Below are 20,670 nucleotides of genomic sequence, written 5' to 3'. Positions count from 1 at the left end.
TAGGGCAGTTGCTTTGAAAAGGGAATTGCGCAATAAGCAGGCGGAGCAATGTTTGCGGTAACATTTGCGCAGAATCAAGAGAAGACGTTAGGAGAGCCAGACCAATGCGACGCCTGAGAAATGTGAAAATCGTGGCGACGCTGGGACCGGCGTCAAATGACTATGACATGATCCGCGCGCTGTACGAGGCAGGCGCAGACGTCTTCCGCCTGAATATGAGCCACGGCAGCCATGATGAGATCCGCGAACGCCACCGGATCATCCGACAGATCGAAAAAGACTTGGACCGGCCAATCGCAATTCTGGCCGACCTTCAAGGACCCAAGTTGCGTGTCGGGGTGTTCGCCAACGACGCAGAAGAACTTGAAGAAGGCGCGGCCTTCCGTCTGGATCTGGACCCTGCGCCCGGAGATATCAACCGCGTTTGCCTGCCGCATCCCGAGATTTTTGCCGCGTTGGAGCAGGGTGCGCGGCTTCTGGTCAACGACGGCAAAATCCGTCTGACCGTGCAGGACTGTGGCCAGGATTTTGCCAATTGCACCGTTGAGGTCGGCGGTACGATCTCGAACCGCAAAGGTGTGAACGTTCCTGATGTGGTGCTGCCACTGGCAGCTCTGTCTGCCAAGGATCGCGACGACCTGGAATTTGTCTGCCAACTGGGTGTGGATTGGCTGGCACTGAGCTTTGTGCAGCGTGCCAAGGATGTGTTTGAAGCGCGCGCGCTGGCCGACGGTCGCGCCTCGATCCTGTCCAAGATCGAAAAGCCTGCAGCGGTCGAGGCATTCGACGACATTCTGGATGCCTCTGACGGGATTATGGTCGCGCGCGGCGATCTGGGTGTTGAGCTTCCTGTGTCGGCGGTGCCGCCGATCCAGAAGCGATTGGTGCGCAAATGCCGTGGGGCGGCTAAGCCTGTGATCGTGGCCACTCAGATGCTGGAAAGCATGATCGAAAGCCCGATGCCAACCCGGGCCGAAGTTTCGGACGTGGCGACAGCAATCTACGAAGGCACGGATGCGATCATGCTCAGCGCGGAATCCGCTGCGGGTACGTACCCAATCGAGGCCGTGCAAACCATGAACAAGGTTGCGATCGAGGTCGAAGCGGACCCGACCTACACGCAGATTATCGCAGCGTCCCGGACGGCAAAGGGGACCACTATTGCCGATGGTATCGTTGCCGCCGCGCGTGAGATTGCAGAAAAAACAGATATCAAGGCGATTTGCTGTTTTACCCAAAGCGGCACCACCGCGCTGCTGACCGCCCGCGAACGTCCAGGCGTTCCGATCATCGCGATGACGCCAGCCACCGGAACCGCGCGACGTCTGTGTCTGAGCTGGGGCTGTCATTGCGTGATGACGCCCGAGCTTGAGCGGTTCAAAGGCGCTGTGGTCAACGCGGCCCGTGCGGCCCGTGCCGGTGGGTTCGCATCCGAAGCCGATCAGATCGTAGTGACTGCCGGTGTGCCTTTCAACGTCCCGGGAACGACCAATATTTTGCGTATCGCGCCTTGCGATGAACGGCTGATCTACAACACTGATCCCGGGTGACAGTTGCGATGCAGGGCCTTGAAAGGCTGGTATCAAACCGATACGCCTAAATTTTAGGCGGAAAAAGTATATAAATTTCAATGACATGCCGAAATAACGGGTGTGTTTGGAAGATAACTCTCTGTTTTTGAGGGTTTTTCCGGGATACTCGGGCGCATGGGCGGTCCACTTAATAAGTTCCAGGTTCCGGCTGCCCTGCCGGGGGCACGGGTCCCGGCATGACCAAAATTATTGGAGGAACGTTATGACAACGAAAATTGTCATTGGACTGGACGGGACAGAAACCGGAGAACACGCCATCGCCTTTGCCAAAGATCTGGCTGGCCGAATTGGTACGTGTGAATTGCTGGTTGTTTATGTCATCGAATGGTCCCCATTTACTTTTCAAACCCCTGAAGAGAACGCATTGCGGCACAAGCGGCGAGAAGAAGAAATCGAACTTGCGACGAACCGGATTGTTACCCCGGCTGTCGAAGCCCTGACCGCAGATGGTTACACAGTGCAGGGCATCGTGCGTCATGGCGACGTGGCTGAAACTCTGAACGCAATCACCGTCGAGAATGGCGGTTCGCAGATCATCGTCGGGCGCGCCTCGGCCGATGGGTTCAAGAAACGCTTGTTTGGCAGCTCGACTCAAAATCTGGTCATGCACGCCGATGTGCCAGTCACTGTTGTGAACTGACGGGAGGGATGAGAATGACTATGTTGAAACATCTCTGGCTGGCTGTAATTGCCGCCTTGATCGCCGCACCGGCAATGGCGCAAGACGCGCCTGGACTGGACGACAAGATCAATCAGGCATTTGCCGATTTCACCGGGCCATTTGTCAGCTTTATCTTTGCTCCGTTCCCGGGAACCAGTTTCCCGTGGATCGTGGGTTGGTTGGTCGTCGCGGCGACTGTCTTTACGCTGTACTTTGCCTTTGTACAGCTCAGGTTCTTTGGCCATGCGATCAGCCTTGTCAAAGGTGACTACTCCGACCCCAACGATGCGGGTGAGGTCAGCCACTTTCAGGCTCTGGCCACGGCGCTGTCGGGTACGGTTGGCCTAGGAAACATCGCCGGTGTGGCGGTTGCTGTCGGCATTGGCGGACCGGGTGCCACCTTCTGGATGATTGTCGCGGGCCTTCTGGGCATGGCGTCGAAATTCACCGAATGTACGTTGGGCGTGAAATACCGCAACGAATACGAGGATGGCACCGTTTCCGGTGGCCCGATGTATTATATGTCCAAGGGCTTTGACGAGCTTGGCTTGCCTGGAGGCAAGATTCTGGCCGTCCTGTTCTCGATCTTCTGTATTCTGGGCGCGCTGGGCGGGGGCAATATGTTCCAGGCCAATCAGGCGCATCAACAGATCGCGGGTATCACGGGCGACTATCCCGGATGGATCACAGGGGTTGTCTTTGCAATCATCGTGTTCCTTGTCATTGTGGGTGGACTGAAGTCCATCGCACGGGTGACCGAAAAGGTCGTTCCATTCATGGGCATCCTGTATGTGGCTGCTGCGTTGGTGATCATCATCATGAATGCTGATCAAATCGGCTGGGCGTTCGGCCAGATTTTCGCAGGTGCCTTCACCGGCCTCGGCGTTGCTGGTGGTATGGTCGGGGCGCTGATCCAAGGCTTCCGTCGTGCTGCGTTCTCGAACGAAGCGGGCGTGGGTTCTGCAGCGATCGCACACTCGGCGGTGCGGACCAAAGAGCCGATCACCGAAGGGTTCGTCTCGTTGCTTGAGCCGTTCATCGACACGGTTGTGATCTGTACGATGACTGCGCTGGTGATCATCATCACCCAGCAGCTGATCGTCGATCCGGAAACCGGCAATTACATGCTGAACGAAGCGGGTAATGCCATTGCGACTGTTGATGGCAACTCGGGCGTCAGCCTGACCTCGGCGGCCTTTGGAAGTGCCTTCAGCTGGTTCCCATATGTACTGGCGATTGCGGTGGTCTTGTTTGCCTTCTCAACCATGATCAGCTGGTCCTACTATGGCCTCAAGGCCTGGACTTATCTGTTCGGGGAAGGCCACGCCAAGGAGCTGGTGTTCAAGGTCATCTTCTGCATCTTCGTTGTTATCGGCGCGGCGGCCAATCTTGGCCCTGTCATCGACTTCTCGGATGCGGCAATCTTTGCGATGGCGGTCGTGAACGTGTTTGCGCTCTACTTCCTGATGAAGGTGGTGCGTGAAGAACTGGCCAGCTATGCGAGCCGACTGAAGACTGGCGAAATCCGCAAATTCGAACACTAAATCAAACCACCGGGGCGGCCTATGTCGCCCCGGTGCCTGATCAGGCTGCAAAAAGCGCAGATTCTGGTCCAAACCCCCTTGCCAGTATGGTCGAACTTGCGTAAACGGCGCTTCTGATCGCGTGACCGGCCGAGATGGCATGCCGAGTCGCGTCTGAAACCGAACCCCGAAAGGAGACGGAAATGCCTAAGATGAAGACAAAGTCGAGCGCCAAAAAGCGCTTTAAGGTGACTGCGACCGGTAAGGTCCTTGCTGGCCAGGCCGGCAAACGTCACGGCATGATCAAGCGGACCAAGAAATTCATCCGCGACGCCCGTGGCAACACCACCCTGTCCGCCCCCGACGCCAAGATCGTCAAGGGCTACATGCCCTACGACCGCTAAGAGGAGATTAAGAGATGTCCCGCGTTAAAGGTGGAACCGTAACTCACGCCCGTCACAAGAAGGTTATCAAGGCCGCCAAAGGTTACTATGGCCGCCGCAAGAGCACCTTCAAGGTTGCCCGTCAGGCCGTCGACAAGGCCAACCAGTATGCAACCCGCGACCGTAAGAACCGCAAGCGCAACTTCCGCGCGCTGTGGATCCAGCGTATCAACGCTGCTGTCCGTTCGCATGACGAAGCACTGACATATTCCCGCTTCATCAACGGCCTGACCCTGGCCGGTATCGAAGTGGATCGTAAAGTTCTGGCCGACCTGGCCGTGCACGAACCGGAAGCGTTCGGCACGATCGTCGCCAAAGCTCAGGCCGCTCTGGCTGCCTGATCCTCTCTTAGCAGAGACAGTGAATGAAGGGCCGTCCCGTTTGGGGCGGCCTTTTTTTGATTGAAAAAGAATTAGTTCGAGGCAGTTCAAAAAAACCGAGGTAAGGGAAACCGGTCTGGCCAAAACAGTTTATAGATGCAAGGTTTCCAAAATAACCCTTAATGGTTGAGTTTGGGATTTAGACAAATGGCCTTTATCAAAGAGTTAGCAAAGATTGCCTTCGCGGTTTCGACGGTGTTCGTCAGTTTTTCCACGGAGGGAAAATCACAGGTTCAGGAAATTGATGCCGTTGCACCTGCCACCATCAACGAATCCTTTGATGGAGAGGATCAATCTCTGATGTTGGGCGGTCAGATTTTCTTTAATCCGACGAAATCGCAGTGGGTGATCTATGTCTCTGATGGCGATCTTGTGCTGGAGAACCGAAAGAACCCACAAAGCCTTCATTACAACGATATCGCCTGGGCCAAGTTTCCAGACGCGGAATCCGTTGAAGCAACTCAGAACCTTCTGATTTCTGCAGTTGTTGAAAGTCAGAACGACGCGCATGGTGGCGCGGGTATTCTTGTTGGCAGTGGTAAGTCAGGCCTTTATCTGGCGTTCACTGTTGATGGGCAGGGGCGTTTTCATGTCCTCAAAAAAGACGGCCGCCAACTACGGACTGTGCATAGTGCAAAGCATGAGGCGATCAAAACGGATGGCCCAAATCAACTTAGTTTTCAGGTGCGCGGTGCGCATGTCTTGTTTTTTGCCAATGGCACAAAGGTTATCCAGGTTCCCTTTTCGAAAAGGGCGGCAAGCTCCCGCAACTCGGATGGCGGTACAGGCATTGGTCTGGCAGCTTTTGGGACCGGTACATTCCGCTTTGAAGAAGTCGAAATATCACGGCCCAATTAAGACACGATAAACACTACTTATCTTCGTTTTTCTTCACCAACTGCGCCGCAAAGGACACGCCCGTTCCCGGCCCGGCATAGGTGACCATGATCACGTCATCCAGATAGACTCCGTTGAATATCCCGGCTGACACATCGTCGCCCGAAATCCCGGCCTCGGCCAGAACAAAGCGGGTGGGCTCGTCCAAAGAAAAGGTGCCCATAGCCTCTTCTACGATCCAATCGGTGTCGCCGATCCGACGCCAGCGATTGGTGGCGGTGATCAGGTTGCCGTCCAGCTTGGTGATCTCCAGCTCCATCTCGGTCTTCAGCAAGCCTTTTGCGTGGTTCGGGTTCGATTTGGCAAAGCCCACCAGATAGGTGCCGTGCCAGGTGCCGACGATCTGGGGAAAGCCGCTGCCTTCATCGGCGCTGGAAGGGGTGGCGACCGCAAGGATGGCCACGGCGGCGAGGCTTCGGATGAGCTTGAGTACCATTGGACACTTCTCCTGCATGGGGTGTGATAACCACAGGGTACTTGAGTTGGCGCATTTGACAAACCCGCGTGTGTAAACACAAAAAAACCGGCGCGGTGGTCGCGCCGGTCTAAGTTCATCTGCCGTGATTGCATGAGTGATGGCAGATATATTCCAGTTAGGTTCAGCCGAATACACGACCCAGTGCGCCGTCGACCGCATCAGTGATCTGGTCGATGTCGTCTGCGGTTGCAATCAGTGCAGGCGAGAAGCACAGCGTGTTGTTGCGACTGGGGATCGAACGGTTGGTGGCCCCGATGATGACGCCCTGCGCCATACAGTCGGCAACAACCGCCTGAACCTTTTTCTCGTCCATGGGCTCTTTGGTGGCCCGGTCGGAAACCAGTTCGGCACCCAGGAACAGACCCTTGCCGCGCACGTCGCCGATAACTTCGTGCTTATCCATCAGCGCCTGCAGGTTGCCCAACATCCGGTCGCCCATATCAATGCAATTCTGCAGCAGGTTCTCGTCTTCGATAATGCGCATGTTTTCGATTGCCGCAGCTGGACCGGCGGTGCAGCCACCAAAAGTCGAGATGTCGCGGAAATAGCTCATCGGGTCCGACATGTCGTCTTTGAACATGTCAAAGACTTCCTCGGTGGTGACCATCACGGCAATCGCCGCATAGCCCGAGGCAACGCCTTTGGCCATGGTCACGAAGTCCGGCTTGATCCCGTACTGCTGATAACCGAACCAGGTGCCGGTACGGCCCACGCCGCAGACAACTTCGTCAATATGCAGCAGGATGTCGTACTTTTTGCAGATTTCCTGCACGCGTTCCCAGTAACCTTCGGGGGCTTCGATGACGCCACCACCGGCGGTCACGGGCTCAAGGCACAGCGCACCAACGGTTTCGGGGCCTTCGCGCAGGATCACCTCTTCGATGGCGTCTGCCGCGGCTTTGCCGAATGCCTCGCCGGACAGGTCTTCCAAGCCCAGCTCGTGCTTGCGGTATTCCATGCAATGCGGAACGCGGACAAAGTCTGGTGCGAACGGACCGTACTGCGCCGTACGCTCGTCCTGACCGCCTGCAGACATGGTTGCCAGGGTCGAGCCGTGATAGTCGCGGTCACGGTACAGGATCTTGGTTTTTTTGCCGCCATAGCGCTTGTGCGCGATCTGGCGAACCATCTTGAACGCCTTCTCGTTCGCTTCGGAACCGGAGTTGGTGTAATAAACGCGGCTCATGCCCGGCATTTTGCTGATCAGCTTTTCAGCAAATATCGAACCGGGGATAGACCCTGCGGTATTGGCGAAATAGCACAGCTTCATCAGCTGGTCGTGAACCGCCTTACAGATCGATTCGCGGCCATAGCCTACATTTACGGTCCAGACGCCACCGGACACGGCATCCAGATGCTCTTTGCCGTTCTGGTCCCAGACACGCATGCCTTTGCCTTCGACAATGATCTTCGGATCGTTGCTTTCCAATGGCTTATGTTGCAGCAGGTGGTGCCAGATATGGGCGCGGTCGGCTTCGACCACGTGCGAGAGATCGTTTTCGTTGAACGTGCCGTCCATGACATGTCCTTTCAGAATGACTGGGGCGCGGGTTGCCAAAAATGGGCTTTCCCGGCTTTGTGTTTCGATGGCTCAGATCACCGCGAAAGCTCTGTCGGAGATAGGGCCAGATTGCACCATCCCGTAAATCCAGTCCATGGCCACGCCGTATTATTACGGGTTTGTCAGAGGAACGACTTTGTGCTCAATTCGCCAGAACCGCAGAGGGAGGGTCAGCAAATGACACAAGCCAGCATCTATGAGCGTCATTTGGACAAATGCCGGGCAAACTATACGCCGTTGTCACCGCTGAGTTTTATCGAGCGAACAGCGCACATTTACCCGGATTATCCTTCCGTGGTCTATGGCGCGCGTCGCTTTACATGGGCTGAAACCTATGCCCGCTGCCGCCGGCTGGCAGGCGCATTGTCCGCACGTGGAATCAGCGTGGGCGACACGGTTTCAATCATCGCGGCCAACATTCCGGAAATGTATGAGGCGCATTTTGGCGTGCCGATGGCAGGTGCTGTTCTGAATGCCATCAACACTCGATTGGACGCACCGATCATTGCCTTCATACTGAACCACGCGGAATCCAAAGCCCTTCTGGTCGATCCCGAGTTCTCAGGCGTGGTCAAAGAGGCGCTGAAACAGGTGGATCACGATGTACTGGTCGTCGATATCGAGGACCCGAGCTTTGACGGTGGTGAGAAGCTGGGCGGCCTGACCTATGATGCCTTGCTGGACGAGGGCGCCCCTGAATTCAACTGGTCCTTACCCACAGATGAGTGGGACGCGATTACGCTGAACTACACGTCAGGTACGACGGGCAATCCTAAGGGCGTCGTGTATCACCACCGAGGGGCCGCGCTGAACGCGCAGTCGGACCTGCTGGACTGGAATATGCCAAAGCACTCGGTCTATCTGTGGACCCTGCCGATGTTCCATTGCAACGGCTGGTGCTTTCCTTGGGCGATGGCCGCGAATGCGGGTGTTTCGGTCTGTCTGCGGGCCGTGCGGGACGAACCGATTTACGCGGCGTTTCGGGATGAGAAGGTGACCCACTTCTGTGGCGCGCCGATCGTGCTGAACATGCTGGCCAACGCGCCCGATCACCTCAAGGACTTCGATCATGAGATCAAGGTGATGACCGCTGGCGCGCCGCCGCCCGCCGCGGTGATCGAAAGTATGGAAAGCATGGGCGTCGAGGTTACCCATGTCTATGGATTGACTGAGACTTATGGTCCGTCGGTTGTCTGCGCCTGGAAAGACGAGTGGAACGACAAGGGGGCCGAAGACCGCGCCGCGCTGAAGATCCGTCAGGGTGTGCGCTATACGGCTCTGTCGGGGCTGATGGTTGCCGACTCGGACACGCTGGAACCTGTGCCCTCTGATGGCGAGACGATGGGTGAGATTTTCATGCAGGGCAACGTCGTCATGAAAGGGTACCTCAAGAACGCCGAAGCCACAGATAAGGCGTTCCGGGGTGGATGGTTTGCCTCGGGTGATCTGGGGGTGATGCATCCGGACGGCTACATCGCGCTTAAGGACCGGTCCAAGGACATTATCATTTCAGGTGGCGAGAATATCTCATCCGTCGAGGTTGAGGATATCCTTTACAAACACCCAGCCGTTATGGAGGCAGCCGTGGTCGCCCGCCCGGACGACAAGTGGGGTGAAACACCCTGTGCGTTCGTTGAACTAAAGCCAAACGCACAGGCGAGCGACGCGGATATCATCGGCTTCTGTCGGGAAAACATGGCCCATTTCAAGGCCCCCAAATCGGTGGTGTTTGGACCTTTACCCAAGACCTCGACTGGCAAGATCCAAAAGTTCAAATTGCGGGATCAGGCAAAGGCGCTGACTTAAGCGCCCACCTTGTCAAAGATCGACAGGTCAAGATCCAACATTTCGCCCATCCAGATCGCCCGGTCCCGGTGGTCCGCCAGGTGATCTCCGGTTTCGGGGTGGGTGAAGATGGTCAGGCCCTGTCGGTTCAGCATCAGCCAAGGCATGACTTGATCGAACGCGTTCGGGCCAAAGCCCAGCTGGCAGCTCCATCGCGGGTGGGGGCCTACATTTTTGGCATGCATGCGCCCCATTTGAACAGGAAACAGGCCGGCGATCTCTTCACAGACCTGCCGGGCAATGGCTTGCGTATTTGCGTCGTAGTAGACATGGGCGTGATAGCCGGTGATCTCTGACATTGGGACCTCTTGCATACGTTTCGAACAAGGTACGGCGCTGCAAATGGTATTGCCACTTGCGCCGTCACACAGGCTCTGTGCGCCAGGTCAAGAGGGTGCGTGGATATCTGGGTGGGCTGCGGCAAAGGCGGGATGTTCGGCACAAGCGATCTCGGCGCTTAGACTGCGCGGCAAGTCCGATAAATCCACGTCCCAACGGCGCGCATTATACATTTGCGGGACCAGACAAACATCGGCCAGTCCAGGCTTGGCCCCGGTGCAATAGGGCGCTTGTTCGAAGCCCTCGAGAAGCGCCTCAAAAGCCAGTAGGCCGGGGCGAATGAAATGGCGCATCCAGATGCCGGGCATCCCATCAGCACCATCACTCAGCGCGGCCGCATACTGCGCGACGGACAAATTGCAGACCGGATGCACATCGACCGCGATGGATTGCGCCAAAGCCAGCGCATGTGCCCGGGCTGCCGGTTCCGGAGGCAACAGTCCAAGGCCGCGAGTTTGGTCAAGATAGTCGATAATGGCCAGAGATTGTGTCAACCGCAGCCCGTCAATCTCGAGCACGGGGACCAGCCCCTGTGGATTACGCGCCAAGTGGTTGTCGGACCTTTGTTCGCCCGCAGCCAGATCAATTGACACGCCGCGATAGCTGATCCCAGCCAGGTTCAGCGCGATGCGCACCCTGTAACTGGCCGAAGACCGCCAAAAGTCATACAGCACCACGCCGCTCATCATCGATCTCCTCAGTTCGTCAGGTGTCCTTCAGCGTGGCGGCTTTCAGGGCGCTAGACAATACATTTGCGTTCCCAATGTGATTGGCCAGGACCAGAACCAGACGTGCGTTCAGGGCGTCACTGTCGGCTTTGTCCAGCCCATCATGCGCCGCAACCAGATCGGCATAGAAACCGTCGGCATTTTCCAGATTTGGGGTGAGGATCAGATCTGTCATGTCGCTTATTCCTTGCCGGTTGCCCGGCGGATCGCCTGCCGGAATGCGTTTTCTTCGAACGTGTCGCGGCGCGCGGCGACGTGCTGGTCAGGTCGGATCAGATAAACCGCACCCGGGGCTTCGCCCAGATACCTGCGCTTCAACTCCAAAGTCAGGTCATCCTTGACCGAGAGAGCCAGTCGCGTGGCCGTAACGCCGCCTTCTTCTAGACTGTCAGGAGCGTCCGCATCTATAGTCAACAAAGTGAATTTCCCGGCCAACTTGGGCAGCAGAAATTCCTCGCCCAAAGGCGCGTCCGGGCAGGCGGAACCGGGGCGCGTGATCTCTGGCCCGGTCAGAGCATCCGCAGAACTCAGCGATGATCCGGAATATGCGCATGGTGTGCTCAACCGGCCGGAATTGACCAGCGGGCGCGCAAACGCATAGTGCTCGCTGAGGTCCAAAACCGCATCCCGCAAAAGACGCGACATATCGGATTTGGGCGTGATAAATTCCGTCGATAGGGTGGACATGCGAATGTTCTCATCAGCGGCTTCGACCCGTTCGCGGTTATAGCTTTCCAGCAAAAGCTCGGGGGCTTCGCCGTCTATAACCATCTTTAGTTTCCAACACAGGTTGTCTGTGTCCTGCAGACCAGAGTTGGCCCCGCGCGCGCCAAAGGGGCTGACCTGATGAGCGCTGTCGCCAGCAAACAAAACGCGACCATGACGGAACTGCTCCATCCGACGGCATTGGAACGTGTAGATCGAGACCCATTCAAGTTCGAAATTGATCTCTTCGCCCAGCATCGCCTTGAGCCGGGGGATCACGTTTTCAGGTTGTTTTTCCTGCTCGGGGTCGATGTCCCTGCCCAGTTGCAGGTCGATCCGCCACACGTTGTCGGGTTGCTTGTGCAGCAGGGCAGATTGTCCGCGATTGAACGGCGGGTCGAACCAGAACCAGCGTTCGGTCGGGAAATCCGCCTGCATCACCACGTCAGCGATCAGAAAGTTGTCTTCGAATACGCGGCCTTCGAAATCCAGGCCGAGCATGCGACGGGTAGGCGAGTTTGCACCGTCACAGGCAATCAGCCAATCCGCCTCAACGTTATAGGGGCCTTCGGGAGTTTCGACTTCAAGCTTGACGTGATCGTTGTGCGTGCCGACGGCTTCGACCTTGTTCTGGCCGCGAATTTCAATCGGGGCGCCCTCGGCCTGCAATTCCCGTACCCGTTCAACAAGCGCTTTTTCAAAATAGTATTGTTGCAGATTGATGAAGGCGGGGTGCGCATAGCCCGCGTCGGGTTGCAGGTGAAACTCATAGACCTGACGGTTGTCAAAAAAGACTTTGCCGGCATCCCACAGCACACCCTTATCGACCAACTTACCCCCGGCGCCCAGACGGTCGGCGATTTCCAGAGATCGCTGTGAAAAGCAGATCGCGCGGCTACCAAAGCTAACCTTGTCATTGTCGTCCAGCACGACGACATGGACCCCTTTCTGGGCCAGGTCAATGGCTGCGGCCAACCCAACCGGGCCGGCACCAATCACGATTACCTTGTGTCGTACCGAGCTTGCCGTGTCCTGATCCGGGCTGCGTTGATAGGCATAGAGTGGAACTTCGAAAATCTTGTTCATGGGCTCTCCCCCGATACTCAGGCGCCGTGGGCGCACTAGATCCCGCCCTTTGGCACGTATGCGCCAGAAGGCATTGCCCTATGATTCCACCTATTTCCCCTGCGCAAAACGATCTGGATCAAGTTTGCCCGTCTTCTTCAGCCCTGCAGGGCCTCCCACATCTCCAAGTCGCGCTGGGCGGTCCAGATACGGGGCGTGTCAATGCCGCGGGCTTCGTCATAGGCGCGGGCAACGTTGAAGGGCAGGCAGTGTTCATAGATCGCGTAATCGGAGAATTTCGGATCGCACTCTAAGCGAACTGCATCCCATGCCTCTTTCAGAGATCCGCCACGGGCTGCAACCTTTGCGGCGGGTCGGTAGGTGCTTTCGACGAAGTCGCGTGTGTTCTCGATGGCTGCATTGACCATGTCCTTGCCGACCAGAGCGTCTCCGCGACCCGGTGCGATGGCATCAACGTCGAACCACTTGATTTCATCCAGCGTATCACCCCAATCGCTAAAATGCCCGTCGCCGCAATAGCAGGCCGAGTGGTATTCGACGATGTCACCGGTGAACATGACATTCTGATCGGGTATGTGAATGACGATATCACCTGCGGTGTGTGCGCGGCCCAAATGCATAAGATCGACCCGGCGATTGCCCAGATAAACCGTCATCGTGTCGCTGAATGTGGTGGTGGGCCAGGTCAGGCCGGGGATGCTTTCATGTCCTTCGAACAGGCGGGGGAAACGCTGAAACTCACTGTCCCAGTCCTCTTGCCCGCGTTCAACGACCATGGCGCGCGCCATGTCGGACATGAGGATCTGTTGCGCACCAAAGGCGCTGGCCCCCAAAACGCGGACTGCGTGGTAGTGGGTCAGCGCAACATGCGTGATCGGTTTGTCGGTCACGGATCGCACACATTCGATCACCTTGTTGGCCAGACGCGGGGTCGCCTGCGCCTCGACAATCATGACGCTGTCATCGCCAATGATGACGCCGGAATTTGGATCGCCTTCGGCGGTGAAGGCATAAAGGCCCTCGCCGACCTCGGTGAAAGAGATCTTCTTTTCCGACATATCCCCCTGGGACGCGAATGCCTTGGCCATGATGAGTTCCTTATCGGGCGTATGGGTTTTCAAGGGCGGGCAGCAGGGTCCCGACACAGTCGCCAAACCCGATGGTGTAACCTTTGCCTTTGGCAGCACCTGTCAGGGTCAGTGTGTCACCGTCCTCGATAAATGTGCGGTTTTCACCGGTATCCAGCGTCAGCGGTTCCTTTCCACCCCAGCTGAGTTCCAGCAGCGAACCCCGCTCTGGTTTTGTTGGACCGGAAATCGTGCCAGACCCAAGCAGATCGCCCGTGTTCATCGGGCAGCCCGAGGTCGAATGGTGTGCCAGTTGTTGGGCGGCCGAGTAGTACATTTCGTTGTAGTTCGTCCGGGCAATGACTGTGGCGTCCTTGCCGTCGGGCTCCATCGTGACCTCAAGATCAATGTCATACAGCATCGGACCGCAGTCTTTGATGTGATCCAATAACTCGAATTCACGCACAGGCGTGTCGCAGCGGAAGGGTTCCAGCGCCGCCTTTGTCACAATCCACGGGCTGATCGAAGTGGCTGTGGCTTTGGCCTGAAACGGCCCCAAGGGTTGATATTCCCAGGCCTGAATGTCGCGTGCGGACCAATCGTTCAGCAGAACATAGCCAAAGATGTTGTCGTCGGCCTCCTGAACCGAGATGGGTCCGTCCGAGGGTGTACCGACAATCGCGCCCATCTCAAGTTCGATGTCAAAACGACGGCTGGGCAGAAAAGCGGGCATGTCATGATCGGGCGACTTGAGCTGACCCCAAGGCCGACGGATATCGGTGCCCGACACGACAACGGAAGAAGCCCGGCCGTTATACCCGATGGGGATATGCAACCAGTTCGGCGGAAGGGCATTTTCCGGTCCGCGGAACATGGTGCCAACGTTTTGCGCGTGGTGACGTCCGGCATAGAAATCGGTGTATTCGCTGACCGCAAAAGGCATGTGCATTTCGGCGTCGATCTGAGCAATAAGCAACGGTTCAACCTGCGCCTGTTCCTCGGCGCCTTCGGCCAACAATGCGGTCAGGCGGTTGCGCAATGCAGCCCAGACGGCAGGACCTTCCTCCATCAGCGGGTTCCAGAAAGGCAGATCGAAGAGCGGCTCGTCTGCCAGTTCGATCAGGCCCCCGGCCTCGGCTGCGGTGACGTCCAGAATCACGTCGCCAATCGCCACGCCGCACCGCGGATCACCTCCTTCGGTCGAGAAAACGCCGTATGGCAGGTTGTTCAGGGGAAACGGGTGATCAGCCTCATTGGCCGAGGCCACCCAGGATTTCATTAATGGCATGTATTCAAACCTCTTTTGGGTGTCACTTTTTGCCCGGCGTGCCGTCGAACTTTTTCTCAAGCGACGTCCAGCAGTCGATGTAATCATCCTGCAACGGGGCTTCGTTGGCTGCAAATGGTGTCAGATGCTGCGGGAAACGGGTTTCGAACATGAAGGACATCGTGTTGTCCAGCTTGTCTGGCCCGAGGTTCGCGTTTGATGCTTTTTCAAACGCTTCCCGATCCGGGCCATGCGGCAGCATCATGTTGTGCAGACTCATGCCGCCCGGAACAAACCCCTGCGGTTTGGCATCGTACTGGCCGTAAATGTTGCCCATCAACTCGGACATGATGTTCTTGTGATACCAGGGCGGGCGGAACGTATCCTCGGCCACCATCCAGCGTTCGCGGAACAGGACAAAATCGATGTTAGCCGTGCCCGGTTGCCCTGAGGGCGCGGTGAGGACAGTAAAGATCGACGGATCGGGATGGTCGAATAGAATTGCACCGACCGGACAGTAGGTGCGCAGGTCATATTTGTAGGGCGCGTAGTTCCCGTGCCACGCCACCACGTCCAGCGGGCTTTGGCCGATCTTTGTGGTATGGAACTGCCCGCACCATTTGACCGTCACGGTCGAAGGCACCTCGCGGTCTTCAAACGCCGCCACCGGAGCCTTGAAATCGCGTGGGTTGGCCATGCAATTGGCCCCAATTGGACCGCGGCCGGGCAATTCGAACTTCTGGCCGTAGTTCTCGCAGACAAATCCGCGCGCCGGACCTTCCAGCACCTCGACACGGTACACGAGGCCACGGGGGAGAATGGCGATTTCCTTGGGTTCCAGATCAATGATTCCGAGTTCGGTCGCGAACCGCAGGCGACCTTCCTGTGGCACCACCAACATCTCGGAATCGGCCGAGAAGAAATAGTCATCCTCCATAGAGTCGGTGACCAGATAGATGTGGCTGGCCATGCCCACCTGCGTGTTCACATCCCCCGCCGTTGTCATGGTGCGCATACCGGTGAGCCATGTCAGCCCCTCATCGGAATGAGGCACTGCGTCCCAGCGGTATTGGCCAAGGCTGATCACGTCCGGGTCAACGCAGGGCGCGGATTTCCAATGTGGCAGTTCGATTTTTTCATAACGGTGCGAATGCTTGACCGACGGGCGAATGCGATAGCACCACGTGCGCTCGGGCGGATTGGCTGTAAAGGCCGTGCCGCTAAGCTGTTCACCATAAAGGCCGTAATTGCAACGCTGCGGGCTGTTCATGCCCTGCGGCAGCGCGCCGGGAAGGGCCTCGGTTTCAAAGTCGTTTCCAAAGCCGGGCATATAACCCGCATGCGTGCCAACGGGTGTGCTGGCTTGCGTCATTTTGTGCGGATCCGTCGGATGGTTCATCCCGTGTTCCTCCAATTGCTGCTTGTCGAGTAATAGTTGATTTTGTAACTAACAAGCATGACTCAGGACAAATCTGCCAAAAAAGATGACTTTGATCTGCAGGAATTCCTGCCGTACCTGCTGAACCGTGCAGCCGAAGAAAGTTCGCTGGAGTTTCAGCAGGTCTATAAGGACCGTTACGGAATGCTTCGCACCGAATGGCGCGTCTTGTTTCATCTGGGAAATTACGGCGAGATGACTGCGAAAGAAATAGGTGAGCGCGCCAAAATTCACAAAACCAAGGTCAGCCGCGCAGTTTCGAAATTGGAACAGCGCCGATACTTAGCCCGTAATCGCGACACATCCGACCGCCGGGTTGAACAATTGACGCTGACATCCGCAGGTCAGACGGTTTACAGGGATTTGCGCCTGGTGGCCGAGGCCTATGATTCAAAGCTTGCCGGCCTGTTTTCGCGGGACGAAGCGGAACTGTTGCGCAAAATGCTTCGGCGTCTGGCGCATATGGATTGACCACTGGTAATTCGCCGCCGCAATTCCCAGATGAAGCCCAGAACAAAAATGGGACAAAACATGACGACCTTGGATGCCGATACGGCAAAATCAAGCGATCTGATCAACTGGCTGGTGGCGCGCGGGCTTGAGGGTGTCGAAAAAGAAGAACTGCTGGAAGAGTACTGCAATCGCCTGGTGGAACTGGGCGTTCCGCTGATGCGATTTCACGCGGCCCAATCGACCCTGCACCCGATTTATGGCGGAACCGGCTATAGCTGGTATTACGGCCAGGGCGGGGAATATCAAAAGTTCGAATACTCTGAACAACCCAGCGATCAATGGCGTGCTAGCCCTCTGTTTGCTGTTCTGAACGAAGGCGAAAGCGTTGTGCACGAACGGTTGGTGGATCAGAACGAACCAAGCCGATTTCCCTTGCTGAATGAACTGCGCGAACATGGCGCCACTGAATATTACGCGACGGGTGTGTCCTTTGACATTCCGACTCACAATCAGCCGAAGGACGCCAAAAAGGCGGTGAACGGTGTATTGTTGTCCTGGACCTCAAACGCGCCCGAGGGGTTCAAGGATAGCGATCTGGCGTTGATCAATACAGCCCTACCGCATCTCGGATTGGCTTTGAAATCTGCAAACAACCAGCGGATATCAAAGGACCTGATGCGCGTCTATTTGGGACGCGATGCCGGTCGGCGCGTTTTGTCCGGCGAGATCAGGCGCGGGTCGCTTCAGCAAATCGACGCAGTGATCTGGAACTTTGACCTTGAGGGGTTCACCAGCCTGTCCGAAGAGCTGCCGGGTGATGCCCTTATTGAGATGCTAAACGAGTATCTGGCCGCTGCGATAGACGTGGTCCACAAATGCGATGGAAGCATCCTCAAGTTCATGGGCGACGGGCTAATGGCCATGTTCGATGTGGGCGAGATCGATGCGGACGCGCGTGCGGCACTGGCTGCCGTCGGCGAATTGGAGGTATCAATGGCGAAACTGAACGCACAACGTTCTGCCGATGGCCTGCCTGTGTCGAACTATACGCTGGCGCTGCATGCAGGTGAGATTCTGTACGGCAATATCGGCTCTGAGAACCGCCTGGACTTCACCGTCATCGGCCCGACCGTCAACCAGACCGCGCGGATTGCCGGAATGCACCGGTCGCTGGGGCAACGGATCCTGATCTCGGACGATGTGGCAAAGGCTGCACGACCTGCCGCGTCAGAGCTGGTCTCTGTCGGTCGCTATATGCTGCGTGGAGTGCCGGAACCGAAAGAACTGTTTACGGTTTACAAGGCGAATGACGCACGGGATTGAGTTTGCGTTTCGTGGCCGAAATTAATTGCGGCTTGGGCCTATCCATTTGTGAACAGGCCCAAGCAATGGTTTCTGGCTCAGACGTGATCGTCCTTAACCAACGCGCCGCGCCCGTGGCCGGCCATACCCCCAGAGACTTCTTCTGTCGCCTCATCCGCGAGTGTCTCTGGCAGGATCAGGTTAAGCACAATAGCGATAAACGCTGCTGGAAGGATGCCTGACGCGCCCAGAACCCGTAGGGTGTCGGGCAGGTGCTGCAGCGCATTTGCCGATCCGGGTGCCACGTTCATGACTTCGAGTTGAAGCCCCAGACCAATCGAAAGCGAAACCGCAAAGATCACCATGTTGCGACGGTTCCATACAACATCCGACAGCATGGATACGCCTGCGGCGACAACCATGCCGAACATGACAATGACACCGCCGCCCAGCACTTCGATCGGAACCGTTCGGATCAACCCGCCGACCTTGGGCACCAGACCGCATACAATCAGGAAAATGGCACCAATAGTGACCACGTGGCGGCTCATGACGCCGGTCATAGCGATCAGACCGACATTCTGGCTGAACGATGTGTTCGGGAAGCCACCAAAGACACCAGCAATGGCAGAGCCGAAACCGTCAGCATATGTGGCGCCCTGTATCTCTTTGTCGGTCGCCTCACGACCTGCGCCACCTTTGGTGATCCCCGAGACATCGCCGACCGTCTCGACGGCGGACACAAAGGCCATGAGGCAGAAACCGATTACCGCGGCGAACGAGAACTCGAAGCCGTATTTGAAAGGCTGCGGTAGTGCGAAAGCCGCAGAGCGTTCCCACGAGCCTGAGATCACTTCAACGGGCAGCTTCCCAACCAGGAGGCAATAAACATAGCCCACCAAAATACCGACCAGGACGGCCGATACGGAAAGCATGCCACGCGCGAAAAACTTCAGCCCCAAGGTGACAAACACAACGATCAGCGCAGGTGTCCAGCTGGACAACGAGCCATAACTTTCTGCACCTGAAGCCTTGGCTGGGACACCTCCGGCTGCGTATTCGATGCCGACCTTTACCAGCGCAAGACCGATCATAGTCACAACCAATCCGGTGACCAAGGGCGGTAGTGCAAAGCGTATCCTGCCGATTACCGTGCCCAACAGGGCGTGAAACAATCCACCGATAATCACGCCCCCAAACAGGGCAGCAAGACCGTCCACGCCTTTTCCGGCAACCAGAGGGATCATGATCGGAATGAAGGCAAAGGATGTGCCCTGTACGATCGGAAGCGCTGCGCCAACCGGGCCAAGCGTTACCGTTTGCAACAGCGTGGCAACGCCAGCAAAAAGCATCGACATCTGGATCAGATACAGCAACTCGGGAAAGTCCGGGCTGTTTGAACCAAAACCAAAACCCGCCGCGCCGGCAACGATAATCGCCGGAGTAACGTTCGACACGAACATTGCAAGCACGTGCTGTATCCCCAGCGGTACGGCCCGATAAATGGCTGGAAAATAGTTTGGATCCCGAAGTTGCTCCGGCGTCCCAATGGATGAATCGGTCATGGCTGTCCTCCCGTCAACGCGCGTTTTGGCGTCCTGTCCTTTGATAGCCTGGTGTGGAATTCACATCCTGATCCATTCAAAGTTGTCTATTATTAGATCAAGCAGATAGCTGGGATTATCAAAAATACCAAAAAGGTGTTTTGGATGGTTGTATTTTAGTTAAAGAAACCAATGGCGGTCCAGAGTCAGCCTGAACGCGACGCTGAAGCTTCAGGCTGCCGGTATTGTCAAAACTCATTGCCCAAAAGGGCAGGGGCGCACACCCGATCTACAATTTTAGCGAGGTATTGTAGCGCTGGGGCTGGAACGCCCGAACGGGGCCGTTAGAAGTCGATCTCAACGCCCGGCAGGTTCAGTTCTTTCATCATGTCGCGCAGCTCTTGCCGTGCAGCGATGTTTGAAATGTTCAGCTGTTTGACCCCGATATCCTTGAGGTCCAGCAAGGTCAGGCCGCGTGGGAAAAGCTCGCGGAAGATAACCCGCTCGGAGAAACCCGAAGCGACGCGGAAGCCGATGCGCTGGGACAGCATCTCAATCGCGCGCTGCATCTTTTCCTTGTTGACCATGCGCTGGGTGCCGACGCGGTTGCGGACAACCACCCAGTCGATGGGCTTTAGTCCCGCCTGCGCGCGCAGTTGGCGCGCGTTCCACACCATTTCTGAATAGACCGACGGGCCCAGGATTTTTTCACCCTTCGAGTCGATCCGTGCCAGCAGGTCAAAGTCGATAAAGCTGTCATTCAGCGGCGTGATCAGCGTATCGGCCAGCGAATGTGCCACCTGACTTAGGCGGGTGTGCGATCCGGGACAATCGATCAGGATGAAATCGCTGTCGCTTTCCAGTTCGGACACCGCGGCGGACAAGCGGTGATCATAGATATTCTCGCCGGGCTTCAGTTTGGACGCATCAATCTCGGGCAGGTCATGATGGCGGGGGCCGGGCAGGGTCAGGTCCGCGTTTTTCAGAAAATTGCTGCGGTTCTCGAAGTACCGACCAAGGCTGCGCTGTCGAAGATCAAGGTCCAGTGTGCTGACCTTGTGACCCAATCGCGCCAGTGCGGTCGCTACATGCATCGACACGGTCGATTTGCCTGCGCCGCCCTTCTCGTTCCCCACTACGATAATATGTGCCATGCTTGTATTCCCACGTCCCGCCGTGCTTAACCACACGTTGTTACCGACCACTATATGTTGTGGAGTCCGGGAAGGGAAGAACCCCAAGCGCCCGCGCAGAGCAATATCAGGCTCTAATTTGGAAAACTCAACCGGCTGGGTCGGTTAGGACCCGCGCTTGCCAAAGCGAATAGGCTGTTTCACAGTTCAAATCAGGGTTTTGCAATA

The 20,670-nt window shown here is 56.7% G+C and carries 20 protein-coding genes; 9 read left to right on the top strand and 11 right to left on the bottom strand.

Annotated features, from left to right (window positions below):
- Positions 1-104: 104 nt before the first annotated feature.
- From pyk to AC2FID_RS15220, 6 genes are all read left to right on the top strand, one after another.
- On the top strand, positions 105-1,550 hold the full coding sequence (pyk, locus tag AC2FID_RS15245; protein ID WP_058273351.1) for a pyruvate kinase: 1,446 nt from the start codon (positions 105-107) through the stop codon (positions 1,548-1,550).
- Between the two features lie 244 nt (positions 1,551-1,794).
- Positions 1,795-2,232 carry a universal stress protein gene (locus AC2FID_RS15240; protein ID WP_058279007.1) on the top strand — a complete coding sequence of 146 codons (438 nt, stop codon included), beginning with the start codon at positions 1,795-1,797 and terminating at the stop codon, positions 2,230-2,232.
- Between the two features lie 14 nt (positions 2,233-2,246).
- The gene (locus AC2FID_RS15235; RefSeq protein WP_058279006.1) at positions 2,247-3,797 is read left to right on the top strand and encodes an alanine/glycine:cation symporter family protein; all 1,551 of its coding nucleotides are present in this window, start codon (positions 2,247-2,249) and stop codon (positions 3,795-3,797) included.
- A gap of 182 nt (positions 3,798-3,979) precedes the next feature.
- Positions 3,980-4,180, top strand: coding sequence for a 50S ribosomal protein L35 (gene rpmI / locus AC2FID_RS15230; RefSeq protein ID WP_010443552.1), 201 nt, complete (start codon positions 3,980-3,982; stop codon positions 4,178-4,180).
- Positions 4,181-4,194: 14 nt separating this feature from the next.
- Complete coding sequence (gene rplT / locus AC2FID_RS15225) at positions 4,195-4,560, top strand: 50S ribosomal protein L20 (RefSeq protein WP_058273348.1); 366 nt, start codon at positions 4,195-4,197, stop codon at positions 4,558-4,560.
- 186 nt (positions 4,561-4,746) lie between these two features.
- Positions 4,747-5,457, top strand: a complete 711-nt coding sequence (locus AC2FID_RS15220; RefSeq protein WP_496837515.1) for a hypothetical protein — start codon at positions 4,747-4,749, stop codon at positions 5,455-5,457.
- A 13-nt stretch (positions 5,458-5,470) separates the two neighbouring features.
- Here AC2FID_RS15220 and AC2FID_RS15215 read toward each other — a convergent pair whose 3' ends face one another.
- Positions 5,471-5,932, bottom strand: a complete 462-nt coding sequence (locus tag AC2FID_RS15215) for a hypothetical protein (RefSeq protein WP_282169952.1) — start codon at positions 5,930-5,932, stop codon at positions 5,471-5,473.
- Positions 5,933-6,095: 163 nt separating this feature from the next.
- Positions 6,096-7,493, bottom strand: coding sequence for an aminotransferase family protein (locus AC2FID_RS15210; protein ID WP_472724694.1), 1,398 nt, complete (start codon positions 7,491-7,493; stop codon positions 6,096-6,098).
- Positions 7,494-7,712: 219 nt separating this feature from the next.
- Here AC2FID_RS15210 and AC2FID_RS15205 point away from each other — a divergent pair, with 219 nt between their 5' ends.
- Positions 7,713-9,341: an acyl-CoA synthetase gene (locus AC2FID_RS15205; protein ID WP_496837514.1), complete on the top strand. Its 1,629-nt coding sequence runs from the start codon at positions 7,713-7,715 to the stop codon at positions 9,339-9,341.
- Here the strand turns inward: AC2FID_RS15205 and AC2FID_RS15200 are convergent.
- The 7 genes from AC2FID_RS15200 to hmgA form a co-directional block, all read right to left on the bottom strand.
- On the bottom strand, positions 9,338-9,679 hold the full coding sequence (locus AC2FID_RS15200) for a DOPA 4,5-dioxygenase family protein (protein WP_496837513.1): 342 nt from the start codon (positions 9,677-9,679) through the stop codon (positions 9,338-9,340). The two genes, AC2FID_RS15205 and AC2FID_RS15200, sit on opposite strands and share 4 nt — an antisense overlap.
- An 87-nt stretch (positions 9,680-9,766) precedes the next feature.
- On the bottom strand, positions 9,767-10,405 hold the full coding sequence (gene maiA / locus AC2FID_RS15195; protein WP_496837512.1) for a maleylacetoacetate isomerase: 639 nt from the start codon (positions 10,403-10,405) through the stop codon (positions 9,767-9,769).
- A 19-nt stretch (positions 10,406-10,424) separates the two neighbouring features.
- Positions 10,425-10,622, bottom strand: a complete 198-nt coding sequence (locus AC2FID_RS15190; RefSeq protein WP_496837435.1) for a DUF2783 domain-containing protein — start codon at positions 10,620-10,622, stop codon at positions 10,425-10,427.
- Positions 10,623-10,627: 5 nt separating this feature from the next.
- Positions 10,628-12,238, bottom strand: coding sequence for an FAD-dependent oxidoreductase (locus AC2FID_RS15185; protein ID WP_496837511.1), 1,611 nt, complete (start codon positions 12,236-12,238; stop codon positions 10,628-10,630).
- A 137-nt stretch (positions 12,239-12,375) separates the two neighbouring features.
- The gene (locus AC2FID_RS15180) at positions 12,376-13,326 is read right to left on the bottom strand and encodes an MBL fold metallo-hydrolase (RefSeq protein WP_496755576.1); all 951 of its coding nucleotides are present in this window, start codon (positions 13,324-13,326) and stop codon (positions 12,376-12,378) included.
- A 10-nt stretch (positions 13,327-13,336) separates the two neighbouring features.
- Positions 13,337-14,593 carry a fumarylacetoacetase gene (gene fahA / locus AC2FID_RS15175; protein WP_058273339.1) on the bottom strand — a complete coding sequence of 419 codons (1,257 nt, stop codon included), beginning with the start codon at positions 14,591-14,593 and terminating at the stop codon, positions 13,337-13,339.
- A 22-nt stretch (positions 14,594-14,615) separates the two neighbouring features.
- Entirely contained in the window at positions 14,616-15,971 is a 1,356-nt protein-coding gene (hmgA, locus tag AC2FID_RS15170) for a homogentisate 1,2-dioxygenase (protein WP_496837510.1), read from the bottom strand.
- 57 nt (positions 15,972-16,028) lie between these two features.
- Here hmgA and AC2FID_RS15165 point away from each other — a divergent pair, with 57 nt between their 5' ends.
- A complete protein-coding gene (locus AC2FID_RS15165) occupies positions 16,029-16,481 on the top strand; it encodes a MarR family winged helix-turn-helix transcriptional regulator (RefSeq protein WP_058273337.1) in 453 nt (150 codons plus the stop codon).
- A gap of 60 nt (positions 16,482-16,541) precedes the next feature.
- Positions 16,542-17,786 carry an adenylate/guanylate cyclase domain-containing protein gene (locus tag AC2FID_RS15160; RefSeq protein WP_282120813.1) on the top strand — a complete coding sequence of 415 codons (1,245 nt, stop codon included), beginning with the start codon at positions 16,542-16,544 and terminating at the stop codon, positions 17,784-17,786.
- A gap of 77 nt (positions 17,787-17,863) precedes the next feature.
- On the opposite strand, the gene AC2FID_RS15155 is transcribed toward AC2FID_RS15160, so the two are convergent.
- Positions 17,864-19,330: a uracil-xanthine permease family protein gene (locus AC2FID_RS15155; protein WP_108861328.1), complete on the bottom strand. Its 1,467-nt coding sequence runs from the start codon at positions 19,328-19,330 to the stop codon at positions 17,864-17,866.
- 323 nt (positions 19,331-19,653) lie between these two features.
- Entirely contained in the window at positions 19,654-20,463 is an 810-nt protein-coding gene (locus AC2FID_RS15150) for a division plane positioning ATPase MipZ (RefSeq protein ID WP_496837509.1), read from the bottom strand.
- Positions 20,464-20,670 lie beyond the last annotated feature (207 nt).

This window comes from Ruegeria sp. CDSC068 (assembly GCF_059610545.1).
Note: the sequence above shows the minus strand (reverse complement) of the source record. Positions and strands in the feature narration are given on the sequence as shown.

What these genes read in the sequence shown, in the direction of transcription:
- pyk (WP_058273351.1), top strand. Translation starts at nt 105, where the DNA reads ATGCGACGCCTGAGAAATGTGAAAATCGTGGCGACGCTGGGACCGGCG.
- AC2FID_RS15240 (WP_058279007.1), top strand. Translation starts at nt 1,795, where the DNA reads ATGACAACGAAAATTGTCATTGGACTGGACGGGACAGAAACCGGAGAA.
- AC2FID_RS15235 (WP_058279006.1), top strand. Translation starts at nt 2,247, where the DNA reads ATGACTATGTTGAAACATCTCTGGCTGGCTGTAATTGCCGCCTTGATC.
- rpmI (WP_010443552.1), top strand. Translation starts at nt 3,980, where the DNA reads ATGCCTAAGATGAAGACAAAGTCGAGCGCCAAAAAGCGCTTTAAGGTG.
- rplT (WP_058273348.1), top strand. Translation starts at nt 4,195, where the DNA reads ATGTCCCGCGTTAAAGGTGGAACCGTAACTCACGCCCGTCACAAGAAG.
- AC2FID_RS15220 (WP_496837515.1), top strand. Translation starts at nt 4,747, where the DNA reads ATGGCCTTTATCAAAGAGTTAGCAAAGATTGCCTTCGCGGTTTCGACG.
- AC2FID_RS15215 (WP_282169952.1), bottom strand. Translation starts at nt 5,932, where the DNA reads ATGGTACTCAAGCTCATCCGAAGCCTCGCCGCCGTGGCCATCCTTGCG.
- AC2FID_RS15210 (WP_472724694.1), bottom strand. Translation starts at nt 7,493, where the DNA reads ATGGACGGCACGTTCAACGAAAACGATCTCTCGCACGTGGTCGAAGCC.
- AC2FID_RS15205 (WP_496837514.1), top strand. Translation starts at nt 7,713, where the DNA reads ATGACACAAGCCAGCATCTATGAGCGTCATTTGGACAAATGCCGGGCA.
- AC2FID_RS15200 (WP_496837513.1), bottom strand. Translation starts at nt 9,679, where the DNA reads ATGTCAGAGATCACCGGCTATCACGCCCATGTCTACTACGACGCAAAT.
- maiA (WP_496837512.1), bottom strand. Translation starts at nt 10,405, where the DNA reads ATGAGCGGCGTGGTGCTGTATGACTTTTGGCGGTCTTCGGCCAGTTAC.
- AC2FID_RS15190 (WP_496837435.1), bottom strand. Translation starts at nt 10,622, where the DNA reads ATGACAGATCTGATCCTCACCCCAAATCTGGAAAATGCCGACGGTTTC.
- AC2FID_RS15185 (WP_496837511.1), bottom strand. Translation starts at nt 12,238, where the DNA reads ATGAACAAGATTTTCGAAGTTCCACTCTATGCCTATCAACGCAGCCCG.
- AC2FID_RS15180 (WP_496755576.1), bottom strand. Translation starts at nt 13,326, where the DNA reads ATGGCCAAGGCATTCGCGTCCCAGGGGGATATGTCGGAAAAGAAGATC.
- fahA (WP_058273339.1), bottom strand. Translation starts at nt 14,593, where the DNA reads ATGCCATTAATGAAATCCTGGGTGGCCTCGGCCAATGAGGCTGATCAC.
- hmgA (WP_496837510.1), bottom strand. Translation starts at nt 15,971, where the DNA reads ATGAACCATCCGACGGATCCGCACAAAATGACGCAAGCCAGCACACCC.
- AC2FID_RS15165 (WP_058273337.1), top strand. Translation starts at nt 16,029, where the DNA reads ATGACTCAGGACAAATCTGCCAAAAAAGATGACTTTGATCTGCAGGAA.
- AC2FID_RS15160 (WP_282120813.1), top strand. Translation starts at nt 16,542, where the DNA reads ATGACGACCTTGGATGCCGATACGGCAAAATCAAGCGATCTGATCAAC.
- AC2FID_RS15155 (WP_108861328.1), bottom strand. Translation starts at nt 19,330, where the DNA reads ATGACCGATTCATCCATTGGGACGCCGGAGCAACTTCGGGATCCAAAC.
- AC2FID_RS15150 (WP_496837509.1), bottom strand. Translation starts at nt 20,463, where the DNA reads ATGGCACATATTATCGTAGTGGGGAACGAGAAGGGCGGCGCAGGCAAA.